General features: G+C 59.0%; 16 protein-coding genes. 8 read left to right on the forward strand and 8 right to left on the reverse strand.

Going from position 1 to position 15,462, the window contains the following annotated elements; genetic code table 11:
- Window positions 1-61: 61 nt before the first annotated feature.
- Entirely contained in the window at window positions 62-1,021 is a 960-nt protein-coding gene (locus C7I87_RS31380; RefSeq protein ID WP_246696468.1) for an aminotransferase class IV, read from the reverse strand.
- A 208-nt stretch (window positions 1,022-1,229) separates the two neighbouring features.
- Window positions 1,230-1,685, reverse strand: a complete 456-nt coding sequence (locus C7I87_RS31385) for an Lrp/AsnC family transcriptional regulator (RefSeq protein ID WP_149907847.1) — start codon at window positions 1,683-1,685, stop codon at window positions 1,230-1,232.
- A gap of 247 nt (window positions 1,686-1,932) precedes the next feature.
- Between C7I87_RS31385 and C7I87_RS31390 the strand changes: the two genes are divergently transcribed.
- From C7I87_RS31390 to C7I87_RS31420, 7 genes are all read left to right on the forward strand, one after another.
- The gene (locus C7I87_RS31390; RefSeq protein WP_149907848.1) at window positions 1,933-3,144 is read left to right on the forward strand and encodes a M20 aminoacylase family protein; all 1,212 of its coding nucleotides are present in this window, start codon (window positions 1,933-1,935) and stop codon (window positions 3,142-3,144) included.
- A 148-nt stretch (window positions 3,145-3,292) separates the two neighbouring features.
- On the forward strand, window positions 3,293-4,309 hold the full coding sequence (locus tag C7I87_RS31395; RefSeq protein WP_149907849.1) for a 2-hydroxyacid dehydrogenase: 1,017 nt from the start codon (window positions 3,293-3,295) through the stop codon (window positions 4,307-4,309).
- Window positions 4,310-4,814: 505 nt separating this feature from the next.
- Window positions 4,815-5,507 carry an aspartate/glutamate racemase family protein gene (locus tag C7I87_RS35435; RefSeq protein ID WP_188394065.1) on the forward strand — a complete coding sequence of 231 codons (693 nt, stop codon included), beginning with the start codon at window positions 4,815-4,817 and terminating at the stop codon, window positions 5,505-5,507.
- Window positions 5,508-5,702: 195 nt separating this feature from the next.
- Window positions 5,703-7,286 carry an ABC transporter substrate-binding protein gene (locus C7I87_RS31405; protein WP_149907850.1) on the forward strand — a complete coding sequence of 528 codons (1,584 nt, stop codon included), beginning with the start codon at window positions 5,703-5,705 and terminating at the stop codon, window positions 7,284-7,286.
- Window positions 7,287-7,297: 11 nt separating this feature from the next.
- Window positions 7,298-8,257, forward strand: coding sequence for an ABC transporter permease (locus C7I87_RS31410; protein ID WP_149907851.1), 960 nt, complete (start codon window positions 7,298-7,300; stop codon window positions 8,255-8,257).
- A gap of 9 nt (window positions 8,258-8,266) precedes the next feature.
- On the forward strand, window positions 8,267-9,091 hold the full coding sequence (locus C7I87_RS31415; RefSeq protein ID WP_149907852.1) for an ABC transporter permease: 825 nt from the start codon (window positions 8,267-8,269) through the stop codon (window positions 9,089-9,091).
- A complete protein-coding gene (locus C7I87_RS31420; protein WP_149907853.1) occupies window positions 9,091-10,746 on the forward strand; it encodes an ABC transporter ATP-binding protein in 1,656 nt (551 codons plus the stop codon). The genes C7I87_RS31415 and C7I87_RS31420 overlap by 1 nt, the downstream gene beginning before the upstream one ends.
- 283 nt (window positions 10,747-11,029) lie before the next feature.
- Here the strand turns inward: C7I87_RS31420 and C7I87_RS31425 are convergent, their stop codons facing one another.
- The 6 genes from C7I87_RS31425 to C7I87_RS31440 all read right to left on the reverse strand — a co-directional run bounded on the left by C7I87_RS31425 (window position 11,030) and on the right by C7I87_RS31440 (window position 14,028).
- Window positions 11,030-11,674, reverse strand: coding sequence for a UPF0149 family protein (locus C7I87_RS31425; protein ID WP_246696470.1), 645 nt, complete (start codon window positions 11,672-11,674; stop codon window positions 11,030-11,032).
- A complete protein-coding gene (locus tag C7I87_RS35655) occupies window positions 11,626-12,582 on the reverse strand; it encodes an IS66 family transposase (RefSeq protein ID WP_210250676.1) in 957 nt (318 codons plus the stop codon). The genes C7I87_RS31425 and C7I87_RS35655 overlap by 49 nt, the downstream gene beginning before the upstream one ends.
- Complete coding sequence (locus C7I87_RS35660; protein WP_306440524.1) at window positions 12,579-12,791, reverse strand: IS66 family transposase zinc-finger binding domain-containing protein; 213 nt, start codon at window positions 12,789-12,791, stop codon at window positions 12,579-12,581. Before C7I87_RS35660 ends, C7I87_RS35655 begins: the two co-directional genes overlap by 4 nt.
- Window positions 12,737-13,108, reverse strand: a complete 372-nt coding sequence (locus C7I87_RS35665; RefSeq protein ID WP_210250679.1) for a transposase — start codon at window positions 13,106-13,108, stop codon at window positions 12,737-12,739. Before C7I87_RS35665 ends, C7I87_RS35660 begins: the two co-directional genes overlap by 55 nt.
- Before the next feature lie 150 nt (window positions 13,109-13,258).
- The gene (gene tnpB / locus C7I87_RS31435; protein ID WP_127405583.1) at window positions 13,259-13,609 is read right to left on the reverse strand and encodes an IS66 family insertion sequence element accessory protein TnpB; all 351 of its coding nucleotides are present in this window, start codon (window positions 13,607-13,609) and stop codon (window positions 13,259-13,261) included.
- Window positions 13,606-14,028: a transposase gene (locus C7I87_RS31440; RefSeq protein WP_149907854.1), complete on the reverse strand. Its 423-nt coding sequence runs from the start codon at window positions 14,026-14,028 to the stop codon at window positions 13,606-13,608. Before C7I87_RS31440 ends, tnpB begins: the two co-directional genes overlap by 4 nt.
- Before the next feature lie 491 nt (window positions 14,029-14,519).
- Here C7I87_RS31440 and C7I87_RS31450 point away from each other — a divergent pair, with 491 nt between their 5' ends.
- Window positions 14,520-15,320: a CmcI family methyltransferase gene (locus C7I87_RS31450; RefSeq protein ID WP_188394066.1), complete on the forward strand. Its 801-nt coding sequence runs from the start codon at window positions 14,520-14,522 to the stop codon at window positions 15,318-15,320.
- Window positions 15,321-15,462 lie beyond the last annotated feature (142 nt).

The following is a 15,462-nucleotide window of genomic DNA, read 5'->3' on the forward strand; positions in this document are numbered from 1 at the left end:
GACTCACGGCAGCACCGCCCTCCCCGCACTGGGGAGGACCTCTCGGTAATATATTGCGGTACTATGCGTAATTTGCCGCGGTCGACCATGCGGGATCAGCATGCTTCTCCCAATACAAGGCCGTCAGCTGGCGCGTCAGAGCGCCAACCTTGCCGTCGCCTATAATGGTCTCGTCAATCTTGGACACCGGCATGATCCCGCCTGCTGTAGACGTGATGAAAACCTCATCGGCGCCCTTCAGCTCGTTGCGATCAATGTCGCCGGCGCTGACGGATAGGCCCAGTTCGTCGCACAGATCAAATACGGTTTGCCTGGTAATGCCCGCAAGGACGCCATAAGCCGGTGTCTTCAAGTGGCCATCCTTCACGGTGAAAACGTTGAAGCCGGGCCCCTCGGCAATGTTGTCATTGACGTCGACGATCAACGCAGTTTCGGCACCGTAGTCGTACGCATCGAACAGGCCCTTCACCAAATCGAGCCAGTGATAGTTCTTGATAGTCGGATCGACCGACTTGGGCGGGATCCGAACGGTGTTGCTGATGGCGACATGCAGGCCGCGCTCGAGCTGCTCCTTGTTGGCAACCGACCCGAAAGGCACAGCGAACGCAATGAACCTATTCTCCGACTCGCGCGGGTCCCGGCTAAAGGTGGGCGAGCCACCGCGCGTGCAGATCATCTCGACATAGGCCGATTTGTGCCCGGACAGCGCCACACAAGTCGAAAGGATCTTTTCGATCTCACTGCGGTTGTAGGGAAGCTTCATGCGCAGCTTTTCCATTCCGCGGAAGAACCGGTCCAGGTGCAAGTCCAGCCTGAAGAACCTCCCGTCCCAGACATGGACGGTATCGTAGGTGGCATCGGAATGCAGAAAGCCCCAGTCCAGAACGGATACCTTGGCTTCGGACATCGGCAGGTACTGACCATCCATGAAGGCCACGCCGTGAGGATACTGCCGTTGATCCTGGTGCCGTTTTTCTATGGCTGGGAGCGTCGTTGCAGGTTCGGCTGCAGCAATTGTCATTCCTGAGTCCTCCAATTCTTGCAATCTCGCATAAGCGCATCGCCGCCGCTGCGGCTCCAGACCAGCAGCACACCGGGCGTGGCCGCCTTTGGTACGGCCGCCGGAACAATTAAATCGCAGACTTCGATGGATTGATTGCGATCAAAGTAGCGGCTCCGCCGCAATGAACGCTTCAAAAAGTGGATGGAAGTGAGGGAAACGCTGGGGCTTACACTAGCACCCGTGGCTCAAACTTTACCCGGTCCAACGCAATCATGCTCTTGAATTTGCGGACATTGGGATTTGTATAGAGCTTGGTTTTCACAAAAACGTCAAAGTCCTCGACGTCTTCCACTCCTACAATAAGAACGAAGTCAGCATCACCTGTCACCATATAGCATTGAGTAACTTCTTTCGCCGCCCTCATCGCTCGCTTGAAGTCGTCGACAAGATCCAGACGCTCACGATCGAGCTCCACCGTTACGACCACCGTCAGAGACTTCCCGAGCGCTTTGGGGTCCACCAGGGAGATATCAGCGGTGATAACACCGTCGGCCCGTAACTTATTCACGCGGCGCATGCATGAGGCAGCTGAGGATCCCACCAGGTCAGCTAACTCGGCGAACGACAACCGGTTGTTCTTTTGCAGGGCTCCAAGTATGCGCCGGTCAAGGTCATCCATCATTTTAATACCCTAGAGGCGAATCCACGATTGCGCAAAGCGATCCGAAACGCTCGTTGCAGGATCTGACGCTCGATGAAACGTTACCCCACTTAAAAGGTGTCACTATTGCAATCGTCGCGGAAATGCGACGGTTCATTTCACAGGGACGCAAATTTCGCCCAAACCATTTCAAACGCTTAGGGCATTCTGCACATGGTACAAACCAGCGCCATATGATGGGCGCCAGACTTTGCTGAAGGGAGCCAGCATGCACTCAGTCGACGAGTTTTATCACCTGGCCGACGAGGTCACAGCCTGGCGCCGGCATCTTCATCAAAACCCCGAACTCGACTTTGCCGTGCACGAGACGGCACGGTTTGTTGCGGACAAGCTGGCGTCATTTGGGATCAACCACATTGAAACTGGCATAGCCGGCACCGGCATCGTCGCTTTGATCCAGGGTGAGGGTGGCGAAGGACCGACTATCGGCCTGCGTGCCGATATGGACGCATTGCCGATCCATGAAACGCCGGGAAAGGATTGGGCCTCGAAGACCCCCGGGAAGATGCACGCCTGCGGTCATGACGGCCACACGTCGATGCTGCTTGGTGCTGCGAAGTACCTCGCTGGGAAACGGGATTTCAGGGGCACCGTCGCGCTTATCTTCCAGCCGGCCGAGGAGGTCGAATTGCCCTCGGGCGGGTTAAAGATGGTCGAGGACGGTTTTTTAGACCGTTTTCAAATCTCCCAGGTCTTCGGCATGCACAACTGGCCAGGGATCGATATCGGTAAGTTCGCCATTTGCGCAGGCCCTATGATGGCCTCCCAGGATGATTTTGACATCGTTGTACAGGGTCGCGGCGGGCACGCTGCAGCCCCGCACTTGACAGTTGATCCCGTCGTTATCGCCGCTCAGGTCATTATTGGCCTGCAGGCTCTAGTGTCGCGCAGCACCGATCCAATCGAGTCGCTGGTGATCTCCGTCACGAAACTCCGCGCTTCGAATGCTTATAATGTGATTGCCGACGAAGTCGAACTTGCAGGAACAGTCCGCGCGTTGGCCGCTGTCCTGCGCGACTTCGCTGAGACCCAGTTGGAGACGACGGCTCGGAAAATCGCACAAGCTTTCGGAGGCGACATTTCTTACCGCTACCGCCGATCGGTTCCAGCCACTGTGAACGACACCGCAGCCACCGCCCTTGCCATTCGTGCGGCGGGAGGCACCGGCGCGACCGCAGTAGACGCGAAGTTGAAGCCGGTCATGGGCGCCGAGGATTTCGCTTACATGTTGCAGGCGCGCCCAGGGGCCCTCATCTTCATCGGAAATGGTCCTTCGGCTGCGGTGCATAATGCCGGTTACGATTTTGACGACGCAGCAATCCCGTATGGGGTGGCCTATTGGGCCAACGTCGTAGAGGCTACGCTTGGTGTTGGCGGGGTTAACCGGCCGGGGCCGACCAGACGCCCCAGCACCAGCTAGGCAACACGGCATTTTGGAGGGCCTCATTGCAAACCCCTGCCACTTGTGCACGATACGTTTCATGTCGTCTGAAGTTTTGGTCAATTGGACGCGGCCATTTACTCCATGATCCTGCAGTAATCAACTAACGACAAGCCGGGGCGTTGTAATGAAGATACTTGTTGGATGGCACGCGACCGATGCCGAGCTGGCTCGGTTTCGAACGGCGGTTCCTGGAGCCACCGTTGTAGGCCCCCGTCCTGAACCTCACCTTTCTCGGTTCGATCTGACACTCGAGTCGATTTCAAATGACATCAGTGACGCAGATTGCTTCGTTGGATGGGTCATGCCCGACGGTGCACTGGACATCGCCAAGAAGCTGAAATTGATATGTTGGATGCATACGGGTTGCGACGAGCTTGACCTCGCTCGCCTTAAAACGCTCGGTGTCCAGGTCACCAATCTACGTGGAGCCAACAGTATTCCGGTGGCAGAGCAGGCCATGGCGATTTTGCTGGGTTTGGCCAAGCGATTGCTTTTTAAGCACCAAGCTGTCGTCAATGGCGACCCCCTGCGGGTTTTTGCCAACGAGACGCGGTCGGCCATGCTGAATGATCGAACTGTCGGAATAATCGGCCTGGGGCAGATCGGGTCGGCTATCGCCAAGCGTGCCAAAGCCTTCGATATGAAGATATTGGGAGTTCGTCTTCATCCGGAGCTTGGAGCCGGCGTAGCGGATGAGGTGTTCGGAATCGACAAGTTGCATCATGTGCTGGCGCAGAGTGATTACGTAGTACTGTCGACGCCAATCACAAAAAAAACAGAGGCTTTCATTGGCGCCGCCGAGATTGCAGCGATGAAACATGGTGTTGTCTTAGTGAACGTCGCACGTGGCAATCTCATCCAGGAGAAACCTCTTTATGATGCGCTGCAGGCCGGCAAGATCTTTGGCTATGGTGCGGATGTCTGGTGGAACTATAAAAATGCGTATCCTGCGACGTACCATTTTCCAGCCCCGTCAAGAACCGGGATACAGCGGCTTCCAAACGTCATAGCCTCAGGCGATCAGGCCGTGAATGCGGACGGTGTTCTTGATGGAAACATCGATCGATGCGTGGAGAGTCTGGTTCAGTTTTCCAACAACAAGCCACTTACTTGGAAGATAGATCTTGACCTTGGATACTAGGCCGCAGCCGGCTAGGCGTCAGCCTCTTTGCGGACCGGTGCTCACGTGGGCGTGGCGGAGCGTTCTGCGGCCCCTCGGCTGCTTCCCAACCGCGCGGGTTCGCTTCGGCCCACCCACCCAAGCTTCAAACGAAGAGCGCGGCAAGCTGCCAGTCTCTAGCTTGAGCATGCACTGCGGCCAGACTCTGGCTGCATCACTCATTCTCTCAGATAGGTCGCACCCGCTGGCAGGGCTGAGTGCTGCTGGGTAAGCCTTGACCCGGTATTGCTTCAACTGGCGCCCATGGAGCGCAAACGCGCGGCATCGGCTAGCGGTCGTCTAGCGCGGTATCCCCTCCGGGTCGTACTTGCAACCGCTCCTGGTAGCGCCACCTGCGGAGAACACATTTCAAATGCATCTAACTTTGTGCGTCATTCATTTCATGCATCCGGCATCTTTGGCGCAAAGCGGGCTGAGCGTTGCGTCATAGTCTTAGCTGAGGCAGATCAATTTGTGAGGCTCTGAATTGTCGCTCCCCCGTTCCCTTGGTATTCTCAATCTTGAAAGAGGAGCACTCGCCGGCGAGTCTGCGTCGGACGAGGCCATCGAAGCTTTTAAGGAGAGGCTTCCTTTTCCAGTCATCGCAGAGACCGTTGAGGGAGCTTGGGCCGACAACGTCATTCAGGGTGACCCAGCGCTGGAGCCAGCCTACATTGCTGCCGCTCGTCGCCTCGTTGCTCGAGGAGCTGTGGCGATCAGCGCCAACTGTGGTTACTCGGTCCGTCACCAAGCCGCTGTCGCTGCGGCAGTTAAAGTCCCCGTGGCGGCCACAAGTCTCGTACTGCTTCCATTGCTCCTGAGGCAGTTTCCTGCTCCCGCACGAATTGCGGTGATTGCGGCTGATTCGAGCTGCCTCGATGACAAGATGCTCGCCGTTCAAGATTCGGCTGATCGGGAGCGCGTTGTGATCGGCGGTATCGAAGGTGGTGTTATGTGGCAAAACGAGATGCAGCGCCCGCCGCCGTATACCGATCCTTCCACTATTGAAGAGGAAGTCTCGGCTTGCCTGAAGGGCTTACGATCGAAACACGCTGACATCCAGGCGGTCCTGTTCGAATGTACATTGTTCCCCCTGGTCTCTCCGGCCATCCGACGAAGCACCGGATTGCCGGTCTACGACATCACAACCCTCTGTCAGCTCACTTATGCGGCCGCGTGACAAATCTTACCGCAATGACATTCGGCGCGCCGATCCGCTCAGGCTCTCGAACCTTGCTCAGCTGCAATTCCACCGAACGGGATTTTAGATCAGCGCAGCACCAGAAGTATCATACCGGTATATAGGCCGTCATACAGGTTGATGAAAAGCACACTAAGATAAATAGCCGCAATGGCGTAAAAAAGGGGAAGTACCATGACAAATGAAATCCGTCATCTAGGCCAACAGGTTGTATCGGGAAGACTATCCCGTCGTGATTTTCTTGGGCGTGCCGCTGCGCTCGGTCTTAGCGCACCTTTCGCCAACTCGCTGCTTTCCAATGCAGCGCGCGCCGCGCAACCGGTCAAGGGCCGAACACTTAAGGCTGGCCTGCAGGGCGGAGCGGCTACCGACACTCTCGACACGGCACACTTTTCGACCTCGGTAGATATTGCGTTCGGTCGTGCATGGGGTGAGCAGCTTGTGCAGATCGATCCCAAGGGTGGACTTCAGCCGGCGCTCGCCGAAGAGTGGGGCTCGTCGAAGGACGCCAAGGTCTGGACCTTCAAAATCCGCAAGGGTGTGCAGTTCCACGATGGCAAGGAAATGACCCCGGCCGACGTGCTTGCCACTATGGAGCGCCATTCCGACAAGAATTCAAAGTCGGGCGCGCTCGGCATTATGCAGGGCATCGATAAGATTGCTGTCGACGGCCAAAATGTGGTCTTTACGCTCAAGGACCCCAACGCCGACCTCCCCTACCTAATGGATGACTACCACTTGATCATTCAGCCGAATGGCGGCAAGGACAACCCGGCCGCAGGGATTGGCACCGGCCCCTATAAGGTTACCGTGAACGAACCCGGCGTCCGTCTCGGCGGCGAAAAGTTTGCCGGCTACTGGCGCGACGACCGCGGCTTTGCCGACCAGGTCGAAGTCATTGTCATCAATGATCCGACAGCCCGAATGTCCGCCTTGCAGAGCGGCCAGGTGCACATCGTCAACTTTGTCCAGCCGAAACTCGTCGATCTCATCAAGCGGGTACCTGGCATGACCATCCGGAACGTGTCAGGGCGTGGCCACTACGTCTTTGTCGCTCGCTGTAAGACGGCGCCATTCGACAACAACGACCTGCGCTTGGCTCTGAAGTTTGCGATCGACCGCGACGAGATGCTGGACAAAGTGCTGCGCGGCTATGGCACGGTCGGCAACGACTTCCCGATCAACGCCGCCTACCCGCTGTTCACCGAGGTTGAGCAGCGCAAATACGATCCCGACAAGGCCAAGTTCTATTACAAGAAGTCCGGCCATGACGGCCCCGTGCTGCTGAGGACGTCGGACGTCGCCTTCCCCGGTGCCGTCGATGCCGCACAGCTGTTCCAGCAAAGTGCTGCCAAGGCTGGCATCAAGCTGGAGATTAAGCGCGAACCGGGCGACGGATACTGGTCAGAAGTCTGGCAAAAGCAGCCCTTCTGCGCCTCCTACTGGGGTGGCCGCCCGACCCAGGATCAGATGTATTCCGTCGGCTACTACTCCAAAGCTGACTGGAACGAATCGCAATTCGCGAACGACAAGTTCGACAAAATGCTTTACCAGGCCCGCGCCGAGTTGGATCCCGAGAAGCGCAAGAAGATTTACGCGGACATGGGCACAATTGTGAATCAGGAAGGCGGTACCATCGTCCCGATGTTCAATCAGTTCATCGATGCGACCGGCGCAAAGGTCGAGGGTTGGATCGACGATCCGAACTATGAGCTGTCAGGATACTATGCCCTGTCACGGTGCTGGATTGCCGGTTGAGGAACCAGTAGATGTCTTCTTCTATCGTGAAACTTGGTGCCCAGCGGATTGCGCTGGGCATCATGCTGCTGTTGGCCGTCTCGGTCCTGATATTCGCCGGCACCCAGATCCTGCCCGGCGACGTCGCGCAAGCCATTCTCGGACAGTCAGCGACACCGGAGTCGCTCGCCAATCTGCGCGAGCAGCTCGGGCTCAACCAGCCTGCCTATGTCAGGTATTTCCACTGGCTAGGGGGTGTGCTCGCCGGTGATCTCGGCACGTCGATGACGAGTGGACAGGGGATCAGCAGCGCTATCAAGGGCCGGCTGTGGAACACTCTGTTTCTGGCCTTCTGGGCCGCGATCGTGGCCATTCCGCTGGCCATCACGCTTGGGCTGATCGCGGTGCGCTACCGCAATGGCTGGGTCGACAAGCTGATCTCCGGCTTGGCGCTCGCCTCGACCTCGTTTCCCGAATTCTTCATTGGCTATGTGCTCGTCTATTTCTTTGCCGTGAAGTGGCAGATCTTCCCCGGCATCTCGACCGTCTATGACGGCATGCCGTTCCTCGAGCGCATGCAGGCGATCGCCATGCCTGTGACGGCCCTGACGCTGGTGGTGCTGGCGCACATGATGCGCATGACCCGCGCGGCGATCCTCAACGTCATGCAGTCGGCCTATGTCGAGACGGCCGAGCTGAAGGGCCTGTCGGCCTTCGCCGTCATCCGCAAGCATGCCTTTCCGAACGCGATCGCTCCGATCATCAACGTCGTCATGCTCAACCTTGCCTATCTCATCGTCGGCGTGGTGGTGGTTGAAGTGATCTTCGTCTATCCGGGCATGGGACAATATCTAGTCGACCACGTCACCAAGCGTGATGTGCCGGTGGTGCAGGCGGTCGGCCTGATCTTCGCCGCCGTCTATATCAGCCTCAACATCATCGCGGACATTGCGGCGATCGTCGCTAATCCGCGCCTCAGACATCCGAAATAGGCGCCGGGCATGCTCGACATCAAACGCATACCGATCCCGGCGCTGATCGGGATCGTGCTGACGGCCATGTTTGTCCTGGCGGCGATCTTCGGCCCGTTGATCGCTCCGCACGGCAATGGCGAGATCATCGGCGATGTCTGGGAACCGATGACTGCGGCGCACTGGCTTGGCACCGACAATCTTGGCCGTGATCTGTTGTCCCGCATGATTTACGGCGCCCGCATCACGCTGTTCATCGCCGTTCTTGCCACGGCGCTGTCGTTCTCGCTCGGCGCCATCCTCGGCTTCTCAGCCGCGGTGTTCGGCGGCTGGTTCGACACGCTCCTGTCGCGCCTCGTCGACCTGCTGATGTCGATCCCGACACTGATCATGGGCTTGGTCGTGCTCTCGGTGCTGCCCTCCAACCTGGTGACGCTGATCCTGGTCATGGGCATTCTCGACTCAACCCGGGTCTACCGGCTGTCGCGGGCGGTCGCCGTGGACATCAACGTGATGGACTATGTCGAGGCCGCCAAGCTGCGCGGCGAAGGCAGCGGCTGGATCATTTTCCGCGAGATCCTGCCCAACGCGCTGTCGCCGCTGGTGTCCGAACTTGGACTGCGCTTCATCTATGCGGTGCTGTTTTTGTCGACGCTCTCCTTCCTCGGCCTTGGCGTGCAGCCGCCAGATGCCGACTGGGGCGCCATGGTCAAGGAGAACAAGGACGGCATCGTGTTCGGCATCGGGGCGGCGCTGATCCCGGCGGCGGCGATCGCCATGCTGGCGATTTCAGTCAATCTCGTCGCCGACTGGGTGCTTAACCGTACGACGAGCCTGAAGGGAGGACGCGGGTGATGGCCGACAGCAAAGCGAAGCCTGGCCTGCTCCTCGACATCCGCAACTTGCGCATCGAGGCCACGGTCTACCCGCCCGGCGAGCCGCCGAAGAACATCGTGCTGGTCCACGATGTTTCGCTGACGCTGGAAAAGGGCAAGGTGCTCGGCCTGATCGGCGAGTCCGGCGCCGGCAAGTCGACCATCGGCTTGTCGTCCATGGGCTATGGCCGCGGCGGCGTGCGCATCACCGGTGGCGAGGTCATCCTCAATGGCCGCGACATCATGAAAGGCGGCAAGGAAGGCTTCCGCAAGCTTCGCGGCCGCGAGGTCTGCTATGTCGCGCAATCGGCGGCTGCCGCCTTCAACCCGGCGCACCGCCTGATGGACCAGGTGGTGGAAGCCACACTTCTGCACGGGATGGCGACGCGGACGGAGGCCGAGAAGCGCGCCGTGGCACTATTCAAGAAGCTCAGCTTGCCGAACCCAGAAACCATCGGCGAACGGTTTCCGCACCAGGTTTCCGGCGGCCAGTTGCAGCGCGTGATGACGGCCATGGCGCTGTGTTCGGAGCCCGACCTGATCGTCTTCGACGAGCCGACCACCGCGCTCGACGTGACGACGCAGATCGACGTGCTGGCGGCGATCAAGGATGCCATACGCGACACCGGCGTGGCAGCACTCTATATCACCCATGACCTTGCCGTCGTCGCCCAGGTCTCCGACGAGATCATGGTATTGCGCCACGGCCGGCTGGTCGAATGTGGCGACACGCGACAGATCATCAAGGAACCGCGCCAAGATTATACGCGCGCCCTGGTCTCCGTGCACGAGATCGAGCACGCTGAGGAGAAGCCTGGCGCAACGCCGTTTCTGTCGGTGAAGAATATCACCGCCGCGTACGGGGGTGGCAACGTCAAGGTGCTGAGGGACATCTCGGTCGAAATCTATCCGGGCCAGACCTTGGCCGTCGTCGGCGAATCCGGCTCCGGAAAATCGACACTGGCGCGCGCGATCACCGGGCTTCTACCGCCCGTAGAAGGCACCGTCACCTTCGACGGCAGGCCACTTGCCAACCGGCTTGCCGACCGGCCGAAGGAAGATCTGCGCCAGCTGCAGATGATCTACCAGATGGCCGATGTGGCAATGAACCCCCGCCAGACCGTCGGCACCATCATCGGCCGGCCGCTGACTTTCTATTTTGGTCTTAGGGGTGCCGAACGCGACAATCGTGTGAAAGAACTGCTCGAAGAGATCGAGATGGGTCAGGGCTTCATCAACCGCTATCCGGCCGAGCTTTCGGGCGGCCAGAAGCAGCGAGTGTGTATCGCCCGAGCGCTGGCCGGTAAGCCGAAACTCATTATCTGCGACGAGGTGACCTCGGCTCTCGATCCTCTGGTGGCAAATGGCATTCTGAAGCTTTTGCTTAATCTTCAGCAGATCGAACGGGTCGCCTACCTCTTCATCACACACGACATCGCGACGGTGAAGTCGATCGCCGACTCCATTGCGGTCATGTATCGCGGCGAGGTGGTGCGCTACGGTTCCAAAAGCAAGGTGCTAACGCCGCCGTTTGATGACTACACGGACCTGCTCCTGTCGTCGGTGCCGGCAATGGAGATCGGGTGGCTCGAGCAGGCCATTGGTGGCAGAAAAATGGCGAGCGCGGGGCATTAGGCCGAATTCTTAAAGCAAGGTGCCAGGGGTGTCATCGCCTCCCGCTCCCGATCACTCGATTAACCGTCGATTCCACGAACGCGGTCGAGACGACCTCGCCACAGCGATGGCGTTCGGCGTTTGGGCATGAGATCGGCATTGCTGTCGACATAGCGACATAGCGGCTGAACTCTTCCAGATATCGGCGCAGCTTGCGCACTTCATGGTAAGCGTTGCACCAAGGCGCCTTTCCTGAATCGTCTTGATGGTTGATTAGGTCGCTCGTTGGTTGGTGCGCCGGCGATCACTCGGGGTCGTAGTGGGTGACGTAGTGGAGTTCGCGGAGGGCGGGAATGACGAGGGCGATATCTTTGTACGCCTCGTGCTCGATGAGGCGCGCGGTCTCGGGCCCCGGCCTGGGCTTGCCGAGGACAGGCCTTCCCTTTTTGTCGACGCAGTAGATCAGGATCGGCAGCAGCAGGCCGTGGTTGGGGTTGTTGAGGTCGAGGAGCGATTTCCATTTTTTGATGTTGAGATTCATGGCCGCGTAGAACCCCTGGCACCACGGCCGTGGGTCGACGCCGCCGCTGGATTTGGTGGCGAACCGGGGCGCATAATCCTGCGGTCTGTCGAAGAGCGTCTCGTTGATCCGGTTGTGGATCCTGGCCATGCTGGCAGACACGGCGTGATCGGTTGCAGAGCCTTTGGCCAGGATGTCCCGCGGCAATCCCATGACCGGGCACATCCAGTCTTGCGGGTCCGCGAACCGCGGCCCGGTGACCGCCGCCGTTACGAACCCATCCAGCGCCGACATGGTCCGCACCAGCGGGCGGGGGTTGGTCTTGGCGGCCATCCAGGCCTCGAGCGCCTCATCCGACAGCGCCATGTCGTCGATCGCGCTCATGCCGCCAAGGGGAGCGGCATCTCTTGGCGGCGCACCCAGTTCCATGGCATCAGCTCATCCCAGCGCGAGGCTGGCCAGTCGTTCTGGATGCGCTCGATGACATCGGCCATGTAGGCTTCGGCATCGACGCTGCAGAGCTTGCAGGTCTCGATGATGCTGAGCACGACCGCGGATCGCTCGGCCGCGGTGAAGTTGCCCGAGAAAACCCAATTGCGCCCGCCGACCGTAAATCCACGAATCGCCCGCTCCGCAATCAGGTTGTCTGGCTCGAGCTTGCCGTCGTAGAGGAAGCGATTGAACGCGCGCCATCGCTTGGTGCCATAAGCGAAGGCCTTCGCGATATCGGCATGGCGCGACAAACCGTTGGCCTGGCGCGTGAGCTGTCGTCGCAGCGCCCGAACCAGGGGTCGGGTCCGTCTTCGTCGTGCGGCCAATCGCTCGGCGGGCGGGAGCCCCCGTATCTCTTCCTCGATCCGGTAGATCGCCTGGATACCGGCCATGGCCGTCGTGCTGAGCTCGGTCGGCTGACTGTCGTGAACGTCGAATATCTTGCGACGCAGATGGGCCAGGCAGGCAGCTTCCCGAATGGCGCCGCCTTTGTAGATCTGGTTGTAGCCACTGAATCCGTCGGCCTGGAGTGTGCCGGCAAATCCGGCGAGCTCGCTCATCACGCTCTCGCCGGCGCGGCCCATGGTGGCGCGATACCAGGCGATCGGCGGCTCCTGCGAACCCGAGTTGCGGTCGTCGGCGACGTAAACCCAGAGCGCGCCCTTGTGCGTCTTGCCGGTGCCGGGCGCCAGGATCGGAAGCCGCGTGTCGTCGGTATGCAACTTGGTGCGGGTACGACCGATCTCACGAATGCGGTTGTAGATCGGATCGAGCAAGGCGGCGGCATAGCCGGCGCTGCGCGCAAGCGTGGATCGCTCGATATCGACGCCCTTGGCGGCCATCATCTGGGTCTGACGGTAGCACGGCAGGTGATAACCCCACTTCCATGGGCGAGCGCGGCATAGCTGAGCTTGCCGCGTGCAATGGCCTTGGCCGGTGCCGGCGCCTGAACGATTTTATCGCAGGTCCGGCAGCTGTACTTGGGTCGAACGGTCTCGATCACCTGCCAGGCCTGGACGACCAGGTCGAGCATCTCGTCGCTATCTTCGCCCATGGCGCGCAGAGGGGGCAGCACGCGCAAGACGGCTCGCGAAGGATCCGCTTGCGCGGCAGGTTGGGGTTGAGCTTGCGCACTGGCAGCACCCGGACCTTGTCGGTGTCGGCGACGATGGGCAGCTCGATATTGGGCACGCCGGCGGCGAAATCGGTCTCGAGATCTTCGAGCTCGAGCAGCATCTGGCCCAGCTTCTCGGACGAGCGTCCGAAGGCCTTGCGGTTGAAGCGATCGATCCGCAGCTGCAGGCGCTGGATGCGAAGTGCGGCCTCCGCGCGCTCTCTGCGCAGCTGCTCATCGCGTTCGGCGATGGTGATGTCACGGGCAGAAACGGCCGCCTACAGAAGCGCGATCCGGGCGAGGAAATCAGCGGTTGAGGGAGCTTGTTCCGACACCCAAATTACATACCCCAAAGACTTCCGTTACGGAAGCAAAATCGACACAAAATCAATAAGAAACGAGCAAAATTAGCCAGCCAGACGCGGCCGATAAGTCTTGCTCGGTCGGCGCCAGTCGATCCCTTCTAGAAGCAGCGAAAGCTCCGCCTTGGTAAGCGAAACGGCGACCTGATCCTTTGTGGCTGGCCAGGCAAAACAGCCATCGGTCAGTCGCTTTGTGAACATGCAGAACCCCTGGTCGTCATGCGCCAAAATTTTTATGATATGACCCTTGCGTCCCCGGAAGCAGAAGATCGCGCCAGTGTGCGGATTGAGCGCGAGCACCTGCTGCACCATCCGCGCGAGGCTATTGATCCCGCGGCGCATATCGGTCGCGCCGCAGCACAAGTAAATCTGGTCGGTCGGCACCACCGTGATCACCTGGTCAACTCCGCCAGGACGATGCTCAGCGCTGTCGGATCGACGGTCCCGTCGATCCGCAATCGCGCACCGCTCGGCTTGCCGGCCGGGTCCGGGCAATAGGCGGCGGGCCGGTCGACCTCAGGCAGATCGTTGACCTCGATCCGTGCGAAGGTCGCCATCGCCTGGTCGGCATCGAGCTCGCCGCCGGCCATCTGCTTGCGCCACGCATAGAGCTGCGAAGGAGCTACGCCGAACGCTTGCGCGACCTCGGTCACCGAAGACCCCGCCGCGTTCGCAAGGTCGACCAGCGCGCGCTTCTCCGCGCAACTCCACAGCCTCCGTCGCCGCGCGCGCCCGGGCATCGTTGCACAATCTTCAGCCGCCGCGGCGCCGCTGATCTCGGCGACTACATCGCCTTCTGCATGTTCCAATGTCATGGCGCGAAAGCTCCATGTTCATCGGCCTATTGCAAGGTGCCTTGATGCATCGCTTACCTTCATGTGGCGGATCGCTGATGAGATCAAGCCATCGCCAAAATCCTCCAAAAGCGCCAGGGCCCGATCCGACGTAGGCATGCCAGAGATGACACCTCACGCTTTCAAGCACGGCGACTGCCGCAGGTGCTGCCGCATTGAACTGCGCAGGCAGGCCTCGCGCCATCTGTTGCAGGACGGTGATGCGCATTGTGATCTGAAAGTAGTCGAGGACGTGCTCGGCATTAGGACGCATGTACCGTTAGAGGTCACTCAGGTAGCAGGCGCCATCTGAGCGCCGATGTCCTGAACCCGACAAAGCACGCCGACACCTGACAGCGGGCACGCCGGCATTCATGGGTTGATCACCCTCGTTAAAGCATGTGCGACCTCGTTCCGCGAGTGGCACGCCGATTGCGCGGATAATGAGGCAGACGCAATATGGAGATAGACCTATGAAACTCACTTCCGGCTATCAGGCCTTTTGGGATGCCGCCCACGAGAACTATCCCGATCATATAAAACCAGGCGGACTTCTTGATCAGGGGTGGCAAGATTTCCTTCCTGACTGGCCAGGAATGTGTGACACCATCAGCAACGTCCTGAATGCTGATCATTCTGACCGCTTTGCGAAGCCGTCCGATCGGGTATGGATGCAGACTCTCTTCCCATGGAGTGCTGACAAGCGCGCCACAAAAGCTGGCGCCTTAGCAAAGACTTATAAAGGGCTGATACTTCTCAAGCTTCCTTTTGACCTAGCTTTATATCCACGGCTCATTTGGGAACTTCAGCCAAGAACAATTCTAGAACTCGGGTCATATCAGGGTGGCAGTGGGCTATGGTTTGCTGATAACATGTCGGTGCTCTGTGATATACCCGGTGAAGTTCACTCCTTTGATTTGTATACGAAATGCGTTCATGAAAACGCAAAAAAGCATCCATTGCTGACCTTTCATCAAGTAGACATATCTGACGTCGCTAACTTCGATGAAAATTTGCTGGCGAGGCTGCCGCATCCCTGGCTTGTGGTTGACGATGCGCACGTGAAGATATTCTCAATATTTAGTTACTTGAACAGGTTTATGTCGTCTGGCGATTACTATGTAATAGAGGATAATAGTGCGGTAGTAAATCACGAGGTTATAGATGGATTTAGATTGATAGAAGAATCAGGTTTCCTGATAGATACCTATTACACCGACGCGTTCGGGATTAATGTTACTTGTGCGCCAAATGCGTGGCTTCGAAAGTCGTAGCTTGGCTCTGAGAGAGAGCTTCGCTCGTAACCCAGGCAGGACGTAGCTCGACCGGAGTTGCTGTCGACGGGGCGATCCATAGGGATAGCGCCGTCGGTGATCGCGGCCGGTTAGACGCCATGACCGAGGCGTGAGCGGCGTA

This window comes from Mesorhizobium sp. SARCC-RB16n (assembly GCF_008520305.1).
GTDB lineage: Bacteria > Pseudomonadota > Alphaproteobacteria > Rhizobiales > Rhizobiaceae > Mesorhizobium.